Origin of the sequence: Amycolatopsis sp. cmx-11-32, assembly GCF_047608695.1 — a bacterium.
Taxonomy (GTDB): Bacteria; Actinomycetota; Actinomycetes; order Mycobacteriales; family Pseudonocardiaceae; genus Amycolatopsis.
In genome coordinates, this window is sequence record NZ_JADNQN010000003.1 from 267023 (window position 1) to 288254 (window position 21232).

Consider the following 21232-nt stretch of genomic DNA (forward strand, 5'->3'; position numbering starts at 1 on the left):
TAGGCCCAAGGAAGGGGCCTTGGTGTACTTAAGACGGGCATACACGGCGGGCCTGGGGCCACCGTCACACCGCCAGGATCACCCGGTCGGACCGGGTGTCCGTAGAATCCGGTGACGATGCGACGTTTCCGGTGGTGGTGGGGTGCTCTGGCGCTCACGTTCGTGGTGGTTCTCGTCGGGTTCATTGCCTTTACCGGGTCGGAAAGCCGCCCAGGGCAGCCGTCCCCGCGTCAGGGTCCACCGGGGACGGGGCCGCTGACGGTCGTCTCCATCGGCGACAGCACCGTGTCCGGCGAAGGCGCGGGCGACTACACGCCCACGACCAACGGTCAGGGTGGCAACTGGTGCCACCGCTCCCCCAACGCCTTCGTCGAGCAGATCAAGATTCCCGACGTCACCGCGCGCGTGAACCTCGCGTGTTCAGGGGCGCCTTCGGAGCAGATCGCCCTTGGCGAGGCGAAGCAGTGGACCGAGCCTTCGCAGGCTCAGCAGCTCGCGAACCTGATCAAGGACCATCGGGTCGCGGCGGTGGTGATCGCGATCGGCGCGAACGACGAGCCGAAGTTCTCCGCTCAAGTCAGCGAGTGCTTCAAGGCGTGGTTCTCGCCGCAGAATCCGCCGTGCAGCGAAGCACTCCGCACCACTTGGAAGTCCAAAGTGGACGCGATGGTGCCGAAGGTGACCAACGCCGTCGCCGACGTCAAGAAGGTGCTGGCACAGGCCGGCTACGTCCCGGCGGACTACCAGCTCGTGCTGATGTCGTACGCCTCGCCTGTCGGACCTCAGATCCCGGAGGTACTTCGCAGCCTCAACGGCTGCCCGTTCCGCACCGAGGATCTGGAGTGGATGCGGCGCGACGGCGTCTCCGTCCTGTCGGACGGGCTCAAGCAGGCGTCGAGGGCGAGCAGTGCGCGGTTCCTCGACCTTTCACGGGCGGGCGCGGGCCGCGAGGCATGCAGCAGCGACCCGGCGAACGAGTGGTTCAGCAGGCTGACGCTGCAGCTGCGCGACCTCGGCCAGGTGGACCGTGCGAGCCACGCGCTGCAGGAGTCTTTCCACCCCAACGCGAACGGGCACGCCCAGGTCGCGAACTGTCTCAACGAGTTCCTCGCCGCACGCGGCGGTAACGCGTCGTGCCTCTCCGGGCCCGACGGCAAACTGCACGCCGCGCCCGAAGTGATCGCCCGCTAGAGGTCGAGTGCGGCGCGCAACGCGATGTCGATGCGCTCTTGGACCTCTTGGTCGATCTCCGCGATCCTCTCGTCGAACCACGGCCGGTACAGGCGCGTGAGGTTCAGCGTGGAGACCCAATAGCGCGCGTCGACGGCGACACCGAGGATGTCCTGTGGATCACGGTCGAGCAGTTCGGTACCGAGCAGCCACGGCCGCTCGGATTCGTTCACCCCGTCCGAGGACAGCAGCACGACGGTGCGCTGCCGTGCCGGTTCGGTCGGGGGGTGATACGTCCAGACTTCACCCCTGTGCACGCAGATCCTTCTCCGCGGCGGTCAGCTCGGCCTCGTCCGATTCGGCGGACGGTGTGACCGGAGCGCGCTGCGGGGTGTACCCGGTGCGGACGGCTTCCCTGCGGGCTGCCTTGGACAACCACGACGAGACCGAGATCCCGTGTGCCTTGGCGGCCCGCTCGGCGAACTCGAGCGCACCGCTGTCGAGTGAAAGAGTGACCTTACGTGTTGCCATACCTTTTATCGTACCAGCGTCGCGCAAGTCCACCCCACTCTTCGAGAAAGCACTGCCGGAGGGCCCGGTCACAGCGTCGGCGAGCGACCTTCGAACGGTGTCGACAGCACCACCGTGGTCCGGGTCGAGACCTTGGCGGACTCGCGGATCCGGCGGAGCAGATCCTCCAGGCCGAGCGGCGAAGCCACCCGGACCAGGAGGATGTACGACTCGTCCCCGGCGACCGAGTAGCAGGACTCGATCTCCTTGATGTGCTCGAGACGCTGCGGGTAGTCGTCCGGGGCGGCGGGATCGTTCGGCGTCAGCGAGATCAGCGCCGTGAGCGGGAGGCCGATCTGCTCGCCGTCGAGCCGCGCGGTGTATCCGAGGATCACGCCGCGCTGCTCCAGCCGCCGCACCCGCTGGTGCACCGCCGACACCGAGAGTCCGACCCGCTCGGCGAGATCGGTGAAACTGCGTCGCCCGTCGGCCGCCAGTTCTCCCACGATCGCCTGGTCCAGCGGCTCAAGAGAACCGGTCATGCGTCGAGCACGATCAGGTCGTGCGGACGCTGGTTGACCGACTCGACGCCGTCCTCGGTGACCACGACGATGTCCTCGATGCGGGCGCCCCAGCGGCCCGGCTGGTAGATGCCGGGCTCGACACTGAAGGCCATACCCGGCTCGAGCGGCAGCGCGTTGCCCTTGATGATGTAGGGCTCCTCGTGCACGTCGAGGCCGATGCCGTGGCCGGTGCGGTGGATGAAGAACTCGCCGTAGCCGGCGCCGTCGATGATGTCGCGCGCGGCGGCGTCGATCTGCTCGGCGGTGACACCCGGGCGGACGGCCTCGACCGCGGCGCGCTGGGCACGCTGCAGGACCGCGTACGTCTCGGCGACGTCGGCGTCGCGCGGCTCGCCGACCGCGTAGGTGCGGGTGGAGTCGGAGTTGTAGCCCTCCGCGATCGGGCCGCCGATGTCGACCACGACGACGTCACCGCGCTCGATGACCCGCTCGGAAACGTCGTGGTGCGGGCTGGCGCCGTTGGGGCCCGAGCCGACGATCACGAAGTCCGCGTGGGTGTGGCCCTCTTCGACGATCGCGGCGGTGATGTCCGCGCCGACCTCGGCCTCGGTCCGGCCCGGCCGCAGCCACTCGTGGACCCGGGCGTGGACGCGATCGATGGCCGCGCCCGCGTCACGCAGCGCCTGGATTTCGGCCGCGTCCTTGCGCATCCGCAGTTCGCGCACGATCGGACCGGCGAGCGTCTGGTCGGCGTCGCCGAGCGCGCCGCGGAAGGCGAGCACGTGCAGCGCCGGGGTGAAGTCACTGACCGCGACCCGGCCTGGCTTGCCAAGCCTGTCGGCGACCAGTTCGTAGGCGTTGTCCCCGTCGACCCAGGTGATGACCTCGATGCCGAGCTCCTCGGCCGGGACATCGGCGTAGCCGGGAGCCTCCAGCTTCGGCAGCACCAGCGCCGGGGCGCCGTCGGCCGGGATCACGAGAGTGGTCAGCCGCTCGAAGGAGCCCCCGGCCTGTCCGATCAGGTAGCGCAGGTCCGAGCCGGGCGCGATGAGCAGGGCGTCGGTGTCCGCGGCGGCCGCCGCGGCACGGGCCCGGTCGAGGCGGGCGCGGAGGCCGGCGACATCGGGGGCTGGGTGGTGCAGGGAACGGCGCGACATGACGCCGAGCCTAGTCGGTCCGCGCCCCTTGGCTCACCAGCCGGTCACCCCCGATCGGGGCGGGGTCGTCGAGTCCCCGCCAGACCGGGAAGATCGCCGGGAAGGTGGTGGCGATCAGGTACAGGCCACCGAACGTCGCGAGCGCGCCGACGAGTCCGACGCCGTCCAGCAGCAGCCCCGCCGCCATCGAGCCGAGTGGCATCGCGGCGAGCACTCCGCCGACGAGGAGACTGAGCACGCGGCCGCGGACGGCTTCCGGCACCCGTTCGTAGACCACCGGCAGCAGGATCGGGTTGAGCGCGCCCGCCCCTGTCCCGGCGACCGCCAGGCCCACGAGCAGGAGCACCGGCGTGGGTTCCAGCGCCAGGAGGACGAACCTCGGCGCGCCCTCGATGGCGACCGCGACCAAGATCGCCGAACGTCGCGAGAACCGATGACCTATCCAGCCGTAGAGCGCCGAACCGAGCAGCGCGCCCACCGCGACCGCGGTGATCATCGCGCCGATCAGGGCGGTGCTGTGCAGGACCTGATCGCCGTACGCCGGATACAGGACTCCGAGCAGTCCGAAATCGAGACTGTTGGTGAGCATCAGCATGCCGACGATCGCACGCAGCACGCCGTCGCGTTTCACGTACCCGAGCCCTTCCCGCAATTCCTTGAGGTATCCGCCCGACGACGGTCTCGGCGGACCGGCGGCCGCGGGAATCAGGGCGAACACCAGCGACGCGGACAGCAGGAGCGCGCCGGCGTCGACGAACAGCACCGGAATCGGCCCGATCAGCGCGATCAGCGCGCCCGCCGCGGGGCCGCCCAGCATCCGGCCGGTCCGCATCGCGGCTTCGACGGCGCTCGCGGCCCGGCTCGTGCGGACCCTGCCCGCTTTGGCGACTCCCGCGAGCAAGACCTGTTTCGCGGTGTCGGCGGGCCCACGGGACACACCCATCACGAACGACAGCGCGATCAGTCCTGGCAGGCTGAGCCCTGTCGTGTTCAGGGCGAGCGGGATCAGCACCACCGTGACGGTGGTCAGCAGGTCCGCGCCGACGCTGGCCCGGCGCGTGCCGACCCGGTCCACGATCGGCCCGCCCAGCAACGCGGCGACCATCAGCCCCAGCACTTCGGCCGCGGTGACGAGGCCGGTCTTCGTGCCGCTGCCGGTGCTCTGCAGGACGTACCAGGGAATCGCGATCAGCGTCATCACCACCCCGGCCGAGGAGAACCCCGAAGCCGCGACCAGTGCCCCCAGCGGCAACCTGCTCATGGGTGTTCCGGCCGCGATCGCCTCGGGAAGGCCCCCCAGTGAACGCGGACCTGGGTGTCACCCTCCTTCTCGGGACGTCGGTAGCGGTCGATGACCTCGAGGATCTCGTCGCTCAGCGCGGCGGTCTCGTCAGGCGTCAGCGAGAGCGGCGAGTCGTGGAAACTGACCTTATCGATCCACTCGTCGGCCCAGTCCCGTACCTCGGCGACGAAGTGCGCTTCGGCGGCGTAGCGCCGCTCGACCATCGTGTGCGCGTAGGCGTTGAGAGGGCCGGCGAGATCCGGGTCGTCGATGAAGTCCTCGGCGTGCAGTCGATCGCCTTCATGGACGGCCTTCCACCACCGGTCGCGTCTGCTGCCGCGTTCGGCGTCGTCCGTGATCAGGCCGCATTCGGCCAGCTGCCGCAGATGCCAGCTCGTGGTCCCCGAACTCTCTCCCACCCGCTTCGCCAGCCCGGATGCCGTCGCCGGGCCGTCCTCCCGCAGCAGTTCCAGGATCCTGACCCGCAGCGGATGCGACAACGCTCGCAGAAGGCGGCCGTCGATCCGCGCGAGATACCTCTCGCTCTTCCCCATGGTCCGACCCTACAATCGCAGAGAAACCTTTGCAAAGAGCCTCTGCAATTGCACGTTCAGGTTTTGGCGAATCCGGAGTTTGACCTCTAGCAAGGTTAAGGTTTTACGGTCTGCGACATGACAACTGCCGCGCCCTACAACCTCGCCGTCGTGATCAGCAGCGTCCGCGAAGGACGCTTCGCTCCCGTAGTCGCGAAGTGGTTCCTTGATCACGCCAAACAACGCGAAGACGTCAACCTGTCCGTCATCGACCTCGCCGAAACCCCCGACGGCCTCTCGCCCGGCGTCGCAGCCGCAGACGCCGTCGTGGTGATCGTCCCCGAGTACAACCACAGCTACCCCGGCCCGTTCAAGACCGCCCTCGACAACACCAGCCGCGAATGGCACGGCAAACCGGTCGCCTTCGTTTCCTACGGCGGGATCTCCGGCGGCCTGCGCGCGGTCGAGCACCTGCGTCCGGTCTTCGCCGAACTCCACGCCGTGACGATCCGCGAGACCGTGAGCTTCCCCTACGCCTGGAACAACTTCGGGCCCGACGGCGCACATATGGACGCCGACGGCGCCGATCTCGCGGCCACCACACAGCTGAACCAGCTGAGCTGGTGGGCGCAGGCTCTGCGCGACGCACGTCAGGCCCGGCCCTACGCCGCCTGACCGGTGTCCGTGGAGGACTCGGCTGGGGGTCGGGTCCTTCACGGACATTCGGGCCGGAACGTGGCAGGCTGTCCGCGTGACCGGACCTCTCGCCCTCCTTGATTCCGCGAGCCTCTACTTCCGCTCGTTCTACGCACTGCCCGAGTCGATGACCGCCCCGGACGGGACGCCGGTCAACGCCGTGCGCGGGTTCACCGACACCGTCGCGCGGATCCTCGTCGACCGGCGGCCCGCCCGGCTCGTGGCGTGCCTGGACGCGGACTGGCGGCCGAAGTTCCGCACCGACCTGCTGCCCAGCTACAAGGCACACCGCGTGGCCGAAGAGGTCCCGGAGGGCGGCGACGTCGAAGAGGTGCCGGACACACTCACGCCACAGGTGCCGATCATCTTGGAACTGCTGGAGGCCTTCGGGCTCGCGACGGCCGAGGCCGCCGGGTACGAGGCCGACGACGTCATCGGCGCGCTCGCGATCCGCGAGAAGAGGTCACCGGTCGAGGTCATCACCGGTGACCGTGACCTGTTCCAGCTGGTACGCCACGAACCGACGCCCGCGGTCGTCATCTACGTCGGCAAGGGCTGGAACAAGGCCGAGATCCTCGGCCCGGACGAGCTCGCCGAGAAGTACGGGATCCCGGCGGGGAACGCGGGCCCCGGGTACGCCGACATGGCCGCGCTGCGCGGGGACCCGTCGGACGGGCTGCCCGGCGTGGCCGGGATCGGTGAGAAGACCGCGGCGAAACTGATCACCCAGTTCGGTTCGTTGCAGGAACTCATCGAGGCGTCCAACGCCGGGGACTCGCGCGTGCCGCTCAAGACGCGACTGCGGCTGACCGACGCCGCCGACTATCTCGCGGTCGCGCCGACCGTCGTCCGGGTCGCCGCCGACGCGCCGGTCGAGCAGTCCCGGCCGGACACCGTGCCGTCCGAGCCCGCCGACCCGGACAAGGTCGCGGAACTGGCGGAGCGCTGGAACCTCGGTCGTTCGGTGGAGCGTCTGCTGGCCGCGCTCCCCAAGTCTTGAGCAACACCGAGACCGACCCGGCCGAACTGCTGTGCCGGGGCCGGCCGGGCGACGGCGTCACCGTGCTGACCCCGCGCGAGGTCCCGCTCGGCGGGCCGCGCGCGCTCCGCGTCCGCCGGACACTTCCGCAACGGCGGCGGTCCCTGATCGGCGCGTGGTGTTTCGCCGACCACTACGGACCGCAGGACGTGTCGGAATCGGGCGGGATGGACGTCGCGCCGCATCCGCACACCGGGCTGCAGACCGCGAGCTGGCTGTTCAGCGGCGAGATCGAGCACCGCGACAGCATCGGCACGCGTGCCTTGGTCCGGCCAGGTGAACTCAACCTGATGACCGCGGGGCACGGCATCGCGCACTCGGAGGTGTCCACACCGGACACTTCGACACTGCACGGCGTCCAGCTGTGGATCGCGTTACCGGACGAACACCGCGACACCGCACGGGATTTCCGGCACTACGCGCCGCCGCTGCGCCGGCTGGACGGCGCCACCGCGCGGGTCTTCCTCGGCAGCCTCGCCGGGACCACGTCACCGGTCCCGCCGTTCACTCCCCTGCTGGGCGCCGAACTCACCGTGGAGCCCGGGTCGGCCGTGATCCTCGACGTCGACCCGGCCTTCGAACACGGTGTCCTGCAGGACATCGGCTCCGTCACCGTCGCCGGAACCGCGCTGGGCACCGGGGAACTCGCCTACCTCGCCCCCGGTCCTGGACGACTGGAACTGGCCAACCATGGCGGCGAAGCGGCCCGGGTACTCCTCCTCGGCGGGACCCCGTTCACCGAGGAACTCCTCATGTGGTGGAACTTCGTCGGCCGAAGCCACGAGGAGATCGCCGAGTACCGCGAGGCGTGGCAGGCGCAGGCGGATCGGTTCGGCCGGGTGGAGGGCTATGAGGGCACCATGGCGTGGTTGCCCGCACCCACGCTGCCGCGGGTGCGGATCAAACCCCGTCGCGACCCGGCTTAGAAGAACGTCCCGCACCACGGAGCACGCACGGTGTGGAACAGCGCGTCGGCACGGGTGACCGCCGCCTCGTCCAGCACCTCGACACGGCCAGTCGTCACCAGGTCGCTGACGAGGCCGTGGCCGAGGTACAGCGACGCCAAGGTGTCGACGTCCAACCTCAGGTCCGCTTCGGCGGTGGTGCGATCCACGCCGCTCGGGCCGACGGCGTAGCGGCCGTTGTTGTCCGGTAGCTGCCTGTCGAGCACTTCCAGCACCACGGCTTCGGCGGTTCCGTAGGTGCGCGCCTGCAGCGCGGCGAGCACGTCGACGAGCCGCACCCACAGGTCGTCGGTGACCTCGGTGGTGTTCACCGCACGTGGATCGGTGAGCAGTCCGGCGATCGGCTCGTCCACCGGTCGGCCTCGTCCGGCGACGGCCGAGACCAGGTCGATCGACAGCAGGAAACGCCACAGTCCCGCCCAAGCCCGCGGTGTCGCGGCGTGCAGTTCACGGATGTCGAGCAGCGCACCGCGCTCCGGCGCCTGCCGATCGCGCATGTCGACGGTCTGGTAGACGACGAAGCCGTCCTCGCCGTCCGGTCCACTGTGGACGGCCGCACGGTAGCCGCCGTCCCCGGTGACGATCCGGCCGAAGAAACCAGGCCACCACATCTCGGGACGGGCGGCGAAACCCGGCCGTTCGCCCGCGAACCGGCCGTACAGAGCGGGAACGCGCTCGACCGCCTCGGCAGGGGTGAGGAAACGGACCACGCCGTCGCGCCCCACACCGTCACGGAGTTCGGCCCGGGGGCGCTCGACGAGAACACCCTTCCCGTAGGTGGCCGCGCTGTAGCCGAAGCGGCCGTAGATGACGCCTTCCGAAGCATGCAACGCGGCGAGCGGGACACCACGCGCGGCGATGTCTTTTAGCTGGGTGGCCATCATCGCGGTGAGGATGCCGCGGCGGGTCCAGTCGGCGCGGACGGCGATCCCGTCGACGGCGGCGGTCGCGAGCTTCCGTCCACCTGGGACGGTGAGCTCGGTGTGGAAGGAACTGGCGATCCCCACCGGGGTGCCGTGAGCGTCGAATGCGGCGAATTTCCCGGCCGCGGGCCAGGTCGGAGCCATCTTGGCCCAGGCTTCGTCCGAAATCGGCTTGGCGTGCAAGGCCTGTTCGAGCAGTTCGAGACAGGCGCGTTGTTCACCTTCGGCCACGGCACGTACGTGGAATTCGCTCATGGCAGGGATCCTGCCGCCCGGAACCGGCGAATCCCAACCGGTTTTCAGCCGGGTGCGCCGACTTCGTAGCGGCCGTCCTCACCGGTGACGGTGATCGTGACGGTCTTGCCCTCCCCGCCGACCTGGACGGTGCAGCTGAACGTGCTGCCGTCCTTGACCGTCTGGTTCGACGGGCAGAGCACCTCACCGACGTCGCGGATCTGGTAAGTCTCGGTGAGGACCTTTTTCACGTCCGCCTGCATGGTCCTGGGGTCGAAGACTCTGCCCGGAGCGCTGGAGGAGGACGAACCGCCCGACGTGCTGCTCGTGACCGGCGTGCTCGTCGTCGGCGGGACCGTGACGGTCTTCGTCGCCGGCGCGGGTGCGGGTGCGGGTGCCGGAGTGTCCGAACACGCCGACAGCACCGCGGAAGCGGCACAGCACAGAACGACCGTCGCGACGGCTCGCCTGCTCAAGCTTCTCCACCCCCACCGAACGTGATCTTCCAGCGTCAGAAGAAGGTACCGCACCAGGGGTTCGCTCGCGTGCTGAACAGCAGGTCCGCACGCTCCAGCGCGGACTCGCCGGTCGCGCGGACGCGTCCTGCGGTCGCGAGATCCGACGCGCGCCAGCCGCCAAGGTAAAGCATCGACAGGGTATCGGCGTCCAGTCCGAGGTCCGCCGGGTCCGTGGTGCGGGCGACGCCGTCCTCGGAGAGGCGGTAGCGGCCGGAGTTGTGCTCCAGGAAGGGATCGTTCACCTCGATGACGACCGGTTCACCGCGGTAGGTCCGGGCGCCGAGCATCTTGGCCACGTCGACCAGCCGGAGCCAGCCTTCGTCCTGGGTCTTCTGCACCGTCGCGTGGCGCGGGTCGGTGAACAGCAACTCGACCGGTTCGTCGAGCGGCCGTTTCTCGGCGGTGATGCGGTCGACCAGATCCACGGAAAGCAGGTATCGCCACAGCCCGGCGAACGCGTCGGGACTCGTGTGATGGAAGGACTGGATCTTCATCTGCGTCGGGGCGCCGGAATGGGCCCGCTCGACGGTGTAGGTGACGTAGCCGTCGACCCCGTCCGGGCCACGGTGCACAGCGGTCGCGATCGGAGTGGTCGCCCGGCGCGCCTCACGAACGTAGCCCGGCCACAGATTCGGGCTCCGCGCGATCATGCCCGGGCGGGTACGCGGGAGGGCGTCGAAGAGCGACGGCCACTGCTCGATGGTGCCTTCCAGATCCAGCAACGAGATCTGCCCACCGGCCGGGACCTCGGGGCGGAACCGGGCCCGGTGCCTGTCGACCTCGATCGACTTGCCCCGCGCTGCGATGCCGTAGCCGAACCGGCCGTAGATCGCGCCTTCGGACGCGTGCAGCATCGCTGCGGGGAAACCGCGGGCGGCGAAATCCTCGAACTGCGCGCGCATCAACGCCGTCAGCACGCCACGGCGAGTGCGGTCGGCGCGGACACCGACGAGACTGACCGCGGCGAGCGGCCTGGTGCCACCGCCGGGCAGGGTCACTTCCGAATCGAAGGACCGGACGGTGCCGATCAGTTCCGGGTCGAACGCGCCCAAGCCACGTTCCGGCTGGGACGACACCGCGGCGGCCGACCACTCCTCGTCGGTCAGCTCCTTGACGTGCAAGGCCCGCCTGAACAGATCCAACGCCGCCCGGTCTTCATCGGACCGGAGCGGCCGCACTGAGAAGTCGCTCATGGGACGATCATGCAGGATCGACCGCCCCGAGCGCCCGTCGTTTACTTGGCGGTGGCGGGAGGTGAGACCTCGTAGTTGCCGGTGTCACCCTTCACGGTGATCGGCACCTCCTGGGGCTTGCCCTCGATCGTGGCGGTGCAGGTGAACTTCACGCCGTCCTTGACCTCCTGGCCCGACGGGCAGGAGACCGCGCTGATCTCCTTGATCCCGTAGGTCTCGGTGAGCAGCTTCTGCACGTCGGTCTGCATCTGCGTGTTGTTGAAGACCTGGGTGTTGAACCAGCCCGGCGTGACAAACCCGAGGATGCCGACCGCGGCGATGATCACCACGAGCGCGCCGATCCCGATGAACAGGCCCTTCTTGGGCTTCGGCTTGTCCTGCGCCTCGCCCTGGGTGCCCTGGAGCTGGCCCTGGCCGTACTCGTACTGGCCCTGCTGCTGCGGCTGCCCGTACTGCGGCTGCTGCTGAGGTCCGCTCTGTGGGTAGCCGGGCTGCTGCTGAGGTCCACTCTGCGGGTAACCCGGCTGCTGGCCGTACTGCGGCTGCTGTTGACCCCACTGCTGCTGCGTCTGGGAGGGGTCGTAGCCGGGCTGCTGACCGGTCTGTGGATACCCCGGCTGCTGCTGGGACGGGTCGTAGGGCGCGGGCTGCTGGCCCCACTGGGGCTGTTGCTGCTGCGTCTGCGACGGGTCGTACTGCGGCTGCTGACCCCATTGCGGTTGCTGCTGCGGCCCGCTCGGCGGTTGAGCGCCGCCCGGCTGTTGCCCGTAGCCCGGCTGCTGCCCCCATTGGGGCTGCTGCTGCGGGTCGTTGCCGCCATACGGCGTGCTCATCGTTTCGCCTCCGCCTTCTCCGCCATCGTCACCGGCCGGTATCACCTGGCCGTCGTGGGCGATCCAACCACAGGTCGGCGCCTCTGCCCACTGTTCCCGGGTGGTGTCGGTACAACTCGACGCGACCGTGCTCACACCAGTGGAGGCATCGAATCCGCCGGTCAGCCCAACGCCTCGTGAATGGCAGGGACGGTTCTAACCGTCCTTTCGCCTCGGGTCACGGTCGTTGTTGATGAAGGAATTGGGACGTTGAGTGTCCCAATTCCTTCATCAACAACGACCCAGCGCTGGTCGCGGGACCCTTCGGAGGTGCTTGGGTCTCGTGAGTGGTCAGTCCGGTCTTGCGGCAGGGTGTGCTGGGTGTCCCCAATGAGGCATTGGGGACACGTCCCGCTCTTTCCTCGCCGTTGCCCGGCCGCAAGTAGACGACTACTTGCGGAAACCCGCCAAGGGGCCCGCTTGTGAATGCTGCAGGCGGTCAGAACCGTCCTCACCACTCGCGAGGCGGGGTCGCGACCCTGCCGCAGGTGTCCTGAAGGCCCACCTTCAGGACGCTCAACGTCTCGACGGTGGCCTTCAGGACAGCCGGACACCCCCTCGCTCACGCCTGCCCGGTCGTGTCGCGTGATTGGTTGGACGGCACGTGTGAGCCGACGGACGACACGCGCGCGGCCGGCTGCGCGGCGAGTCGTCTTTCTGAACACACGTGTCGTCCATCCAGTCACGCGAGTTGTCCCGCTGGTCACGCGACACCGCCACCCGCGCACCGCAGCAGGTACCTGAGACACCCTTGGCCTAACCCGTCCTTACCCCCCGCGAGACCCGCTACGCGCCGCCCGCCGCCACAACCCCTCGCCGCAAAGCCTTCACCGCGTCCGAAGCCGCCGCGCCCACCGGATCCGCCCTGCCGAGGACGTCGCGGATCTGGTCCAGCAGGTCGATGACCTGCCGTGACCACCGCACGAAGTCACCGGCGGACAGCTCCTGCCCGTTGGCCTCGGCGGCGGTGAGGACCTTCTCCAGCGATTCGCCGCGCGCCCAGCGGTAGATGGGCCAGGCGAAGCCGGCGTCGGGCTCGCGAGTGCGGTCCAGCTTGTGCCGCCGCTCGTCCTCGGTGAGTTCCATCCACAGGCGCGTGGTCGCCTGCCAGGCGTCGAGGACCTTGCCCGCGGGCAGGCGCGGCTCCCCCGCGGTGTCACGGCGTGCCTCGAAGACCAGCGTCGAGACGACGGACGCGAGTTCGGCGGGTGCCAGGCCCTTCCAGACGTCGTGCCGGATGCATTCGGCGGCGAGCAGGTCGGACTCGCTGTAGAGACGGGTGAGGCGCTTGCCGTGTTCGGTGACGCGGTCCTCGCCGTCGCCCTTGGACTCGGGGCCGAGGTAGCCGCGTTCGCCGAGCAGCCGCAGGATGCGGTCGAACGCACGCGCGAGCGAATGCGTGGTCGCGGCGACCTTGCGTTCCAGTTGCTCGGTCTCGGCCGAGAGACGCTGGTACCGCTCGACCCAGCGCAGGTTCGCCTCGCGCTCGGCCAGACCGTGGCACGGATGCGCGCGCTGCGCGCGCCGCAACGCGGCCAGCTCACCGTCCTCATTGGCCCCGGCGCGGCGCTTTTGCCTGCCGGGCAAAGAGATTCCGGCGTTGCGAAGGCTCGAGGCGATGTCACGACGAGTCTGGGGTGAACGCAGCTCGATGTGCTTCGGGAGCTTGATGTTCCCCAGCGCTTCCACCGGCGCCGGGAAGTCGGAGACCGAGAGCGGACCGGACCAGCGGTCCTCGGTGACCACGACGGGCCGCGGTTCACGGATCGGGTCGAGGCCAGGGTCTACGACGACCGCGAGACCCGCGCGCCTGCCCGCGGGCACGGCGATGACGTCGCCCTTGCGGAGCTTCTCCAGCGACTCGGCCGTGCCGGCCCGGCGCGCGGAGGTGTTCTGCCGCGAGAGCGCCTTCTCCCTGGCCGAGATCTTCGTGCGCAGCTCGACGTACTCGAGCATCTCGTCGAACTCACCGGTGATGGCGGCGGTGTAACCCCGCAGGGCCTCCTTGTTCCGCTCGATCCGCCTCGCCGTCCCGACCACCGACCGGTCGGCTTGGAACTGCGCGAACGACTGTTCCAGCAGATCGCGGGCCGCCTCGGCACCGACCTGCGCGACCAGGTTCACCGCCATGTTGTAACCGGGCCGGAACGACGACCGCAGCGGGTACGTCCGGGTCGAGGCGAGACCGCCGACCTGCTTCGGGTCGATCCCCGGCTGCCAGGCGACGACGGCGTGGCCTTCGACGTCGATCCCGCGCCGCCCGGCTCGCCCGGTGAGCTGCGTGTACTCCCCCGGCGTCAGGTCGACGTGCGCCTCGCCGTTGTACTTCACCAGCCGTTCCAGCACGACTGTGCGCGCGGGCATGTTGATGCCGAGGGCGAGCGTCTCCGTGGCGAAGACGACCTTCACCAGACCCTGGACGAACAGTTCCTCGACGGTCTCCTTGAACGCCGGGAGCAGCCCGGCGTGGTGCCCGGCGATGCCGCGTTCGAGCGCCTCACGCCATTCCCAGTAGCCGAGGACGCCGAGGTCGCCTTCAGGCAGGTCCTTGGTGCGTTCGGCGACGATGCGGCGGACCTTCTCGACCTCTTCGGGACTGTTGAGCCGCAGGCCGGACCGGACGCACTGGCCGACGGCGGCGTCGCAGCCGGCACGGGAAAAGATGAACACGATGGCGGGGAGCAGACCGGCGTTGTCCAGGCGCTCGACCGTGTCGGTGCGCGACGGCGGCCGGAACCGCGGCATCCGTGACGGCGCCCCTCGCCGGCCCCTCGGCCCGCGCATCCCGGCCGGGGCGAAACCGCGGCCGACCTCCTCGGTGCGGCGCAGCAGGCTGGGGTTGATCCGCAGTTCGGCGCCGGGCGCGTGTTCCTCCTGGCCCGCGAACAGGTCCATCAGCCGGTTGCCGACCAGCATGTGCTGCCACAGCGGGACGGGACGATGCTCGTCGACGACGACGGTGGTGTCGCCGCGGACCTCCACGAGCCATTCGCCGAACTCCTCGGCGTTGCTCACCGTCGCCGACAGACCGACGACCCGGACGTGCTCGGGCAGGTGGAGGATGACCTCTTCCCAGACGGCGCCGCGGAACCGGTCGGCGAGGTAGTGGACCTCGTCCATCACCACGTACGCGAGCTCCGCGATGGTCGAGGACCCGGCGTACAGCATGTTGCGCAGGACCTCGGTGGTCATGACCACGACCTGCGCGTTGCCGTTGATCGAGGTGTCACCCGTCAGCAGGCCGACGGCGTCGGCGCCGTAGCGGCCGACGAGGTCGGCGAACTTCTGGTTCGACAACGCCTTGATGGGTGTCGTGTAGAAGCATTTGCGGCCCTCGGCGAGGGCTAGGTGCACCGCGAATTCGCCGACCACGGTCTTCCCGGCACCGGTCGGCGCGCAGACGAGCACACCGTGGCCGTCTTCGAGCGCCTCGCAGCCGCGAATCTGGAAGTCGTCGAACTCGAACGACGATTCCGCGGCGAACCGGGTCAGCTGGGGGTACCGAGCACGGCGCTGGGAGGCCACGTAGGCCTCGGCCGGGGTCTGAGAAGGGCTATTGACCACTTCGTCAGGGTTCCACACCCCACCGACAGTTCGCACCCGGTGTGACGATCGCGGGAACGGTGTCCTCCCCTGTCGCATCCAAGGGCCGATTCGTGATCGAGAGGGGACACCATGGAGATCACTTGTCCGCAGTGCGCGCAGGTCGACCAGGTACAGAGCGTGCCGGCGGTGTTCCAGAGCGGACAGACCACCTACCGGGTACAGGGGTCGATGACGGCAGTCCCCGCCGGTGACGGCGTGGTCTACACCGCGACGTCGCACCGTGGCGTGTCGGTGACCGCGACCGCGGCGGCGCTCAACCCGTATCCGGTGGTCCGCGGCGGTGGGTGCTTCCTGACGCTGGCGCTGCTCCTGCTGATCCCCGCGTTCGTGTTCGTCTCGTTCGCCAACGACGTCCTCGCCGAGAACCAGGCGCCGACCGCGGGCGGACGTGTCGGGGCGGCGATCGGGGCGTGGATCTTTCCGTTCGGCGCGTTCGCGCTGGTCGCGCTCTTCGCCGTGCTGTTCGTGCTCCGGCTGTGGCGCAACGCGCGGATCCGCCGTGGCATCCCGGACGCGCTCGCGTACTGGCGGCGGGCGTGGTTCTGCCACCGCTGCGGCGGCGTTTACTTCCCGCGCGGCGACCTGATGTCGGCCGCGACGTTCCGGGGCCAGGTATGGCGCGCCGGCGGTTACGCCGGGCTCATCCGAGGACGGTGAGCGCCCCGGGGACGCAGGTGATGTCGATCGGCAGCCTGCCCAGCGGTTCGCCGTCGGCGTAGACGGGCAGGTCGCTGCCCGCGAGGTGGATCTGGCGTGCTTTGAGGGAACGTACCGCCGGATGCGCGATGTGACCGCCCGAGCGGACACCGGGCAGCATGCGGAGCAGGTCACGCCGGGTCGCGTCGCCCACGACGGTGACGTCGAACAACCCGTCTCCGGGGTCGGCGCCCGGGCAGATCCGCATGCCGCCGCCGTAGAACGGGGTGTTGCCGACCGCGATCATGGTGGCGTCGAGTTCGACGGTCTCGACGTCGGTGCGGAGCACGACCGGCCGGGGCCGGAACGCGGCGAGTTCGGCCAGGATCGCGATGTCGTAACGTCGCGGACCCCGGGGCAGGCGCAGCCTGTTGGCGCGTTCGGTGACAAGAGCGTCGAAGCCGGAGCAGAGAACGGTGGCGAACCATTCGCCACCGGCCCGGCCGAGGTCGATCCTCCGCCGTTTCCCGGCGCTCAACCGCCGGGCGACCGCGTCGGCGGCGGCATGTGGGTTCTCCGGGATACCGAGGGCTCTGGCGAAGTCGTTGCCGGTACCCGCGGGGACGAGGCCGAGGGCGACACCGGATCCGGCGCAGAACTGAACGCCTTGGTGCGCCGCCCCGTCACCGCCGAGTACGACGAGGACGTCCAGCCCGGCCGCGCGCGAGTCGGTCATCAACGCGCGGGATTCTTCGACCGTGTTGGCGACGAGGACGTCGAGTCGGTCCACGACGGGCCGCAGCCGCGCCGCGACCGACTCCATCAGCCGCCCCGCCGCTCCGTTACCGGAGGCGGGGTGGACGGCCAGTGCCGCGTGCATCCCGGGATCAGGTGACGTCGTCGGTGTTGGTCCTCTTGCCACCGGTGGTGGCCGAGGGTTCGTCGTCGACCGTGCTCGGCGTGTAGTCGAACGGCGCGGCCTCGTCGTCGTCGAGCTTGTCCCAGCCCTCGGTGCCGCGTTCCTTGTCGAGCTTGCGGTCGTGGAAGCGCGCGATCTGGATGGAAATCTCCAGCAGCACGATCAGCGCGCCTGCCAGACCGAGCATCGAGAACGGGTCCGAACCGGGCGTGGCGAACGCGGCGAAGACGAACAGCGCCATGATCAGGCCACGGCGCCACCTCTTCAGCATCTGGTACTTCAGGACGCCGACACGGTTCAACATCACCACGAGCAGTGGGAGCTCGAAGCTGACGCCGAAGATCAGCAGCAGCGACAGGATGAACGAGACGTACTTGTCCGCGGTCAGCGCGGTGATGAACTGGTCACCACCGAAGTTCATCAGCAGTTCGAGGGCGTGCGGGACGAGCAGGTAGGCCAGCACCGCACCGGCGGCGAAGAGCCCCGACGCGAACGCGACGAAGGTGAGCGCGTACTTGCGCTCCTTGGAGTACAGACCAGGGGCGACGAACGCCCAGATCTGGTACAGCCACAGCGGCGAGAACAGCACCGCGCCGCCCGCGAGACCGACCTTCAACTGCGTCATGAAAGCTTCGAAGGGCACGGTCTGCAGCAGCTTGCACCCACCGGTGGGGCCGTCGAACCGGCGATCGGCGGGCACCGCGCAGTAGGGGTCGGTCAGCAGCTTGCCCAGCGACGGGATCGGACCGATCGTCGTCTGGAACCAGATGAAACCGAGGATTCCTCCCGCCACGAGAGCGAGCAGCGCGAAGCCCAGACGGCGCCGAAACTCGTAGATGTGCTCGACGAGCGTCATCGTGCCGTCGGGATTGCTCCGACGGCTGCGCTTACGCCGCTTCGACCCGCGGCGCTCCTCACCGGAGGCGGAATCCGCCACTGAACAGTCCGTTCTCGTCTGGGTCCACCATGAGCGCACCGTGACTTCGGCGCGCTCATCCGCGAACAGGCTCCGCTGGGCTGGCTAGAAGCTGCTTGCCAAGACCGCTCAGCTGGCGTTCTTCTGCGCCTGCTCGGCCGGAACGGGCGTGGTGGCCTGCTGCTTCTTGAGCTCGTCGAGCTGGCGCTGGAGGTCGGCGACCTGCTTGTCCTGCGCGGCCGACGCGGCAGGCACGGGCGTGGTGGCCTGCGGCAGCTGCTTGGTCTCGACCTCTTCGGTCTCGGCGGCCTTGTCCTTGTCCCCGGCCATGTCCTTGGTCTCGGCCTTGAAGATCTTCATGGACTTGCCGATGGACCGCGCGGCGTCCGGAAGCCTCTTGGCGCCGAACAGCAGAACAACGACGAGCACCAGGATGATGATGTGCCACGGCTGCAGCGCGTTCATTGTTTGCGGCCTCCTTCTCGAGTCTCTGGGTGAGATGTTACCGGTCTTCGAGCCCACGTCGTCGCGCGATCGCCACGCGGAGCGCGGCCGACCGGGCACGAAGGAGCCCTGTCCGTTTTCGGGTGTTCGTAGCCACCATGCTCATCGTATGGGTGAGCGCGCGCAAGACTCCGCGTAATTTGATGAGTAGAACGAAGAGAACGATCAGCCCGGCGACGGCGAGCGCGATGCTCGGCAGGTACGACACGGCGTCACCCTACTGCTCGTAGGTTGACGCAAGGTGACGTGCCCGCGCCAGCGCGTCGGCCGCCCGTCGACGAACCGCCTCCTCGAGTGTGGCGGGGCTCTCCACCTGCGCGTCTCCACCCTGACCGAGGATCAACCGGACCATCCACGATTCATCGGCGTACCGCATTCGGATCCGCAGGCGACCGCCGTCGAGCTCGTCGAGCTCGTCGCACGGGTAATACTCGGCTACCCAGCGTGCGTCGGGGTCGAGGACGAGAACGGCTTCCTGCTGATCGGGACGCGAGCGGAACACCCCGTCGGAGATGTCGGTCGGCCGCGCGTGCGCGGGCGGGACGGCGGGTTCGTCGAGCACGGTGAGTTCGTCGATGCGGTCGAGCCGGAACAGCCGGACGTCTTCCGCGCGACGGCACCACGCTTCGAGGTAGCCGACCGCCTGGACGATGAGCAGCCGCATGGGGTCGACGGTGCGTTCGGTGATCTCGTCCTTGGACGCGGTGTAGTACCGAATCCGCAACGCGCGCTTCGCGGTGAGCGCGGCCCGGACGGCTTCGCGGGTGCTGGCGGTCTTCTTGCCTTCGCGGACTCCCCCACCGACGACGATGCCCGACGGCTGGGCTCGCCCCGCGGCGGCTTCGATCTTCGCGATGGCGCGGCGAACGGCGTCGGCGTCGAGCACCCCTGGCGTCTCGGCCAGTGCTCGCAGCGCGACGAGCATGGCGGTCGCCTCGCCGCCGGTGAGCCGCAGCGGGCGGTTCATGCCGGCGTCGTGGGTGACGACGATCGTGTCGCCCTCGAAGGAAAGGTCGATCAGGTCGCCGGGGCCGTAGCCGGGCAGCCCACACATCCAGAGCAGTTCGAGGTCCTTGCGCAGCTGCTTGGGCGTGACGTCGAAGTCGTTGGCGGCATCGGTGATCTTGATGCCGGGCCGGGCGAGCAGATACGGCACGAGCGCGAGCAGGCGCGGCATGCGTCCGCTGGCGCTCATCGGGCACCACCGGCGTGCGCGACGGCCTCGAGGCGACTGAAGACTGACTTCGCGAGCACCTCGGGTTCGAGGACGAGGACGTCCGGACCGTGGGCGGTGAGCCAGTCGGCGGCGGATTCGGGGTAGTACAGCTCTATCTCCACGAGGTCGCCCTCTTCTCCCCCGGCGTCGCTACGGCCGACGACACGGCCACGGCGACGGACACCGGCGGCCCGGCCGTCGGCGACCCAGACGCTGGCGGTGGTCGGCGCGGACGGGTCCTCGCTGCTGCTGGCCGAGACCATCCGCGACAGGTTGACCCCTTCCGGGCGTTCGACGACGCCGAATTCGCCGAAGGCGTCAACCTTCCCGGTCACGCGAGAGAGACGGAAGCAGCGAGGCGCGCCACGGTCCCTGTCATGCCCGACGACGTACCAACGGCCTCGCCAGGACACCACTCCCCAGGGTTCGAGGGTGCGGATCTTGCGTTCGGCCGAACCGCTGCGCCGGTACTCGAAGCGCACCGCTTGCCCGGCCTGTACGGCGGCGAGAAGCGGGCCGAACGCGGGTTCGGCGCGGACGCGGGGCTCGACGACGGTCGGCGCGTGGTCGTCGACCTCGACACCGGCGGCGCGGAGCTTCACCAGCGCGCCCTGTGCTTCTCCGGTCAGTTCCGGCGAATCCCACAGCCGGACGGCGAGGCCGACCGCGGTCGCCTCGTCGGGCGCGAGGTCGATTTCTCCGAGTTCGTAGTCGCGGCGCGCGATGCGGTAACCGTCGATCCCGTCGAACGCGGAGTTGCGCCCGGTCTCCAACGGGATGCCGAGTTCACGCAGTTCCGTCTTGTCGCGCTCGAACATGCGGAAGTAGGCCTCGTCGCTGGCCGCGTCGGCGTACCCGGGCACGATGCCGCGGATCCGCTCGGCGGTGAGGTACTGCCGGGTGGACAGGAGGGCCAGAACCAGGTTGACCAATCGTTCGGCGCGTGCGGTGGACACCCGGCTACCCTAGCCCGCGCCGTCCGACCCGATGGTGACAGCCGCCGATCGCGCGTCGTAACGATCCCTGGCGGACTCGACCTCGTCGAACCGTGTCTCGGCCCAGTCCTTGATCCCGGCCACCAGCCGCAGGAGGCTCCGGCCGAGTTCGGTCAGTTCGTAGTCCACACGGACCGGGACGCACGGCGTGACGGTGCGGGTCAGCAAGCCGTCCCGCTCCAGGGTCCGCAGTGTCTGCGTGAGCATCTTCTGGCTGACGCCGGCGATCCGGCGGGAAAGGTCGCTGTAGCGCTCGGGCCCGTCGCCGAGGGCGACGAGGACGAGACTGACCCATTTGCCCGAGACCTCGTCGAGCAGCTTCCGGGCCGGACACGCCGCGAGATAGGCGTCGTAGGCCTGCTTCTCCTCGTTCCGGCGTTCTTGTGCCGTGCGCGTGACCACGGTTCGCGTACCTCCGCGTGGGTCGGGCACCTCGAAGTGCCTACTTCCCGTTGGGAGAGTAACTCCCCATACGTTCACCGCGAACGGCCCCTTGGAGAGCAATGCGTGCTGTGGTGCTCCGCCGGTTCGGCGGCCCGGGAAGTCCTGGAGTTCACCGAGATCCCGGGAAGACTTCCTGGCCCCCGCGCGCGGGCGAAGATCCCCGGCGGCGCTAGACACGGCCCTGCCCGGACTCGAAGCCTTACGCCGTGGTGAGCCGAGGGCGGTTCGTGGCGTTCGCGGCCGGAGCGGGCGCCGATGCCCTTGCGCGGCATCAACGTCGAGCACGTCTGGATCCGCGCGACGTCCTCCCCTCGGGCGAAACGGTGAAGGCACACGCGCGGCTGGCGGCAGGCGGATCACGAGGACGGCTCCCGCTCACC

Annotated in this window: 24 protein-coding genes; 6 read left to right on the forward strand and 18 right to left on the reverse strand. The window is 69.3% G+C overall.

The annotated features are described in order from the left end of the window. Positions 1 to 117 precede the first annotated feature (117 nt). The gene (locus ACM6LR_RS10065) at positions 118 to 1191 is read left to right on the forward strand and encodes a GDSL-type esterase/lipase family protein (protein ID WP_414938965.1); all 1074 of its coding nucleotides are present in this window, start codon (positions 118 to 120) and stop codon (positions 1189 to 1191) included. Here the strand turns inward: ACM6LR_RS10065 and ACM6LR_RS10070 are convergent. From ACM6LR_RS10070 to ACM6LR_RS10095, 6 genes are all read right to left on the reverse strand, one after another. Continuing rightward, positions 1188 to 1487 (reverse strand): hypothetical protein, encoded by a 300-nt coding sequence (locus ACM6LR_RS10070; protein ID WP_409491416.1) that lies wholly within the window; start codon positions 1485 to 1487, stop codon positions 1188 to 1190. The two genes, ACM6LR_RS10065 and ACM6LR_RS10070, sit on opposite strands and share 4 nt — an antisense overlap. Beyond that, a complete protein-coding gene (locus tag ACM6LR_RS10075; RefSeq protein WP_409491415.1) occupies positions 1474 to 1701 on the reverse strand; it encodes a hypothetical protein in 228 nt (75 codons plus the stop codon). The genes ACM6LR_RS10070 and ACM6LR_RS10075 overlap by 14 nt, the downstream gene beginning before the upstream one ends. Before the next feature lie 68 nt (positions 1702 to 1769). Next, positions 1770 to 2222 (reverse strand): Lrp/AsnC family transcriptional regulator, encoded by a 453-nt coding sequence (locus ACM6LR_RS10080; RefSeq protein ID WP_007035424.1) that lies wholly within the window; start codon positions 2220 to 2222, stop codon positions 1770 to 1772. After that, entirely contained in the window at positions 2219 to 3361 is a 1143-nt protein-coding gene (locus ACM6LR_RS10085) for a M24 family metallopeptidase (protein ID WP_414938964.1), read from the reverse strand. Before ACM6LR_RS10085 ends, ACM6LR_RS10080 begins: the two co-directional genes overlap by 4 nt. 10 nt (positions 3362 to 3371) lie before the next feature. Then, positions 3372 to 4622 (reverse strand): MFS transporter, encoded by a 1251-nt coding sequence (locus tag ACM6LR_RS10090; protein ID WP_414938963.1) that lies wholly within the window; start codon positions 4620 to 4622, stop codon positions 3372 to 3374. Further along, positions 4619 to 5197, reverse strand: coding sequence for an ArsR/SmtB family transcription factor (locus ACM6LR_RS10095; RefSeq protein WP_414938962.1), 579 nt, complete (start codon positions 5195 to 5197; stop codon positions 4619 to 4621). The genes ACM6LR_RS10090 and ACM6LR_RS10095 overlap by 4 nt, the downstream gene beginning before the upstream one ends. 117 nt (positions 5198 to 5314) lie before the next feature. Here ACM6LR_RS10095 and ACM6LR_RS10100 point away from each other — a divergent pair, with 117 nt between their 5' ends. From ACM6LR_RS10100 to ACM6LR_RS10110, 3 genes are all read left to right on the forward strand, one after another. Next, on the forward strand, positions 5315 to 5851 hold the full coding sequence (locus ACM6LR_RS10100) for an NADPH-dependent FMN reductase (protein WP_414938961.1): 537 nt from the start codon (positions 5315 to 5317) through the stop codon (positions 5849 to 5851). 76 nt (positions 5852 to 5927) lie between these two features. Next, the gene (locus ACM6LR_RS10105; protein ID WP_414943635.1) at positions 5928 to 6872 is read left to right on the forward strand and encodes a 5'-3' exonuclease; all 945 of its coding nucleotides are present in this window, start codon (positions 5928 to 5930) and stop codon (positions 6870 to 6872) included. Beyond that, positions 6869 to 7837 carry a pirin family protein gene (locus ACM6LR_RS10110; protein WP_414943636.1) on the forward strand — a complete coding sequence of 323 codons (969 nt, stop codon included), beginning with the start codon at positions 6869 to 6871 and terminating at the stop codon, positions 7835 to 7837. The genes ACM6LR_RS10105 and ACM6LR_RS10110 overlap by 4 nt, the downstream gene beginning before the upstream one ends. Here the strand turns inward: ACM6LR_RS10110 and ACM6LR_RS10115 are convergent. Both ACM6LR_RS10115 and ACM6LR_RS10120 read right to left on the reverse strand, forming a co-directional pair. Beyond that, on the reverse strand, positions 7834 to 9054 hold the full coding sequence (locus ACM6LR_RS10115; RefSeq protein ID WP_414938958.1) for a GNAT family N-acetyltransferase: 1221 nt from the start codon (positions 9052 to 9054) through the stop codon (positions 7834 to 7836). The genes ACM6LR_RS10110 and ACM6LR_RS10115 overlap by 4 nt on opposite strands. A 44-nt stretch (positions 9055 to 9098) precedes the next feature. Continuing rightward, a complete protein-coding gene (locus tag ACM6LR_RS10120) occupies positions 9099 to 9296 on the reverse strand; it encodes a DUF4333 domain-containing protein (RefSeq protein WP_414943637.1) in 198 nt (65 codons plus the stop codon). On the opposite strand from ACM6LR_RS10120, the gene ACM6LR_RS10125 reads away from it, so the two are divergent. Next, complete coding sequence (locus ACM6LR_RS10125; protein WP_414943638.1) at positions 9295 to 9534, forward strand: hypothetical protein; 240 nt, start codon at positions 9295 to 9297, stop codon at positions 9532 to 9534. The genes ACM6LR_RS10120 and ACM6LR_RS10125 overlap by 2 nt on opposite strands. Positions 9535 to 9544: 10 nt before the next feature. Here the strand turns inward: ACM6LR_RS10125 and ACM6LR_RS10130 are convergent, their stop codons facing one another. From ACM6LR_RS10130 to ACM6LR_RS10140, 3 genes are all read right to left on the reverse strand, one after another. Beyond that, on the reverse strand, positions 9545 to 10744 hold the full coding sequence (locus tag ACM6LR_RS10130) for a GNAT family N-acetyltransferase (RefSeq protein WP_414938955.1): 1200 nt from the start codon (positions 10742 to 10744) through the stop codon (positions 9545 to 9547). A 41-nt stretch (positions 10745 to 10785) separates the two neighbouring features. Next, a complete protein-coding gene (locus tag ACM6LR_RS10135; protein ID WP_414938954.1) occupies positions 10786 to 11577 on the reverse strand; it encodes a DUF4333 domain-containing protein in 792 nt (263 codons plus the stop codon). Between the two features lie 825 nt (positions 11578 to 12402). Next, a complete protein-coding gene (locus ACM6LR_RS10140; RefSeq protein ID WP_414943639.1) occupies positions 12403 to 15180 on the reverse strand; it encodes a DEAD/DEAH box helicase in 2778 nt (925 codons plus the stop codon). A 111-nt stretch (positions 15181 to 15291) separates the two neighbouring features. Between ACM6LR_RS10140 and ACM6LR_RS10145 the strand changes: the two genes are divergently transcribed. After that, positions 15292 to 15879: a hypothetical protein gene (locus tag ACM6LR_RS10145; RefSeq protein WP_414943640.1), complete on the forward strand. Its 588-nt coding sequence runs from the start codon at positions 15292 to 15294 to the stop codon at positions 15877 to 15879. On the opposite strand, the gene ACM6LR_RS10150 is transcribed toward ACM6LR_RS10145, so the two are convergent. From ACM6LR_RS10150 to ACM6LR_RS10180, 7 genes are all read right to left on the reverse strand, one after another. Next, the gene (locus ACM6LR_RS10150; protein ID WP_414938951.1) at positions 15863 to 16738 is read right to left on the reverse strand and encodes a diacylglycerol/lipid kinase family protein; all 876 of its coding nucleotides are present in this window, start codon (positions 16736 to 16738) and stop codon (positions 15863 to 15865) included. The two genes, ACM6LR_RS10145 and ACM6LR_RS10150, sit on opposite strands and share 17 nt — an antisense overlap. Before the next feature lie 7 nt (positions 16739 to 16745). Beyond that, a complete protein-coding gene (tatC, locus tag ACM6LR_RS10155; protein ID WP_414938950.1) occupies positions 16746 to 17714 on the reverse strand; it encodes a twin-arginine translocase subunit TatC in 969 nt (322 codons plus the stop codon). 108 nt (positions 17715 to 17822) lie between these two features. After that, the gene (gene tatA, locus ACM6LR_RS10160) at positions 17823 to 18158 is read right to left on the reverse strand and encodes a Sec-independent protein translocase subunit TatA (RefSeq protein WP_414938949.1); all 336 of its coding nucleotides are present in this window, start codon (positions 18156 to 18158) and stop codon (positions 17823 to 17825) included. Positions 18159 to 18195: 37 nt separating this feature from the next. After that, a complete protein-coding gene (locus ACM6LR_RS10165; protein ID WP_414938948.1) occupies positions 18196 to 18405 on the reverse strand; it encodes a bacteriophage holin in 210 nt (69 codons plus the stop codon). Between the two features lie 9 nt (positions 18406 to 18414). Next, entirely contained in the window at positions 18415 to 19392 is a 978-nt protein-coding gene (locus ACM6LR_RS10170) for a helix-turn-helix transcriptional regulator (RefSeq protein WP_414938947.1), read from the reverse strand. Next, on the reverse strand, positions 19389 to 20369 hold the full coding sequence (locus ACM6LR_RS10175; RefSeq protein WP_414938946.1) for a helix-turn-helix transcriptional regulator: 981 nt from the start codon (positions 20367 to 20369) through the stop codon (positions 19389 to 19391). The genes ACM6LR_RS10170 and ACM6LR_RS10175 overlap by 4 nt, the downstream gene beginning before the upstream one ends. A gap of 9 nt (positions 20370 to 20378) precedes the next feature. After that, positions 20379 to 20810, reverse strand: a complete 432-nt coding sequence (locus ACM6LR_RS10180) for a winged helix-turn-helix transcriptional regulator (RefSeq protein ID WP_414938945.1) — start codon at positions 20808 to 20810, stop codon at positions 20379 to 20381. Positions 20811 to 21232 lie beyond the last annotated feature (422 nt).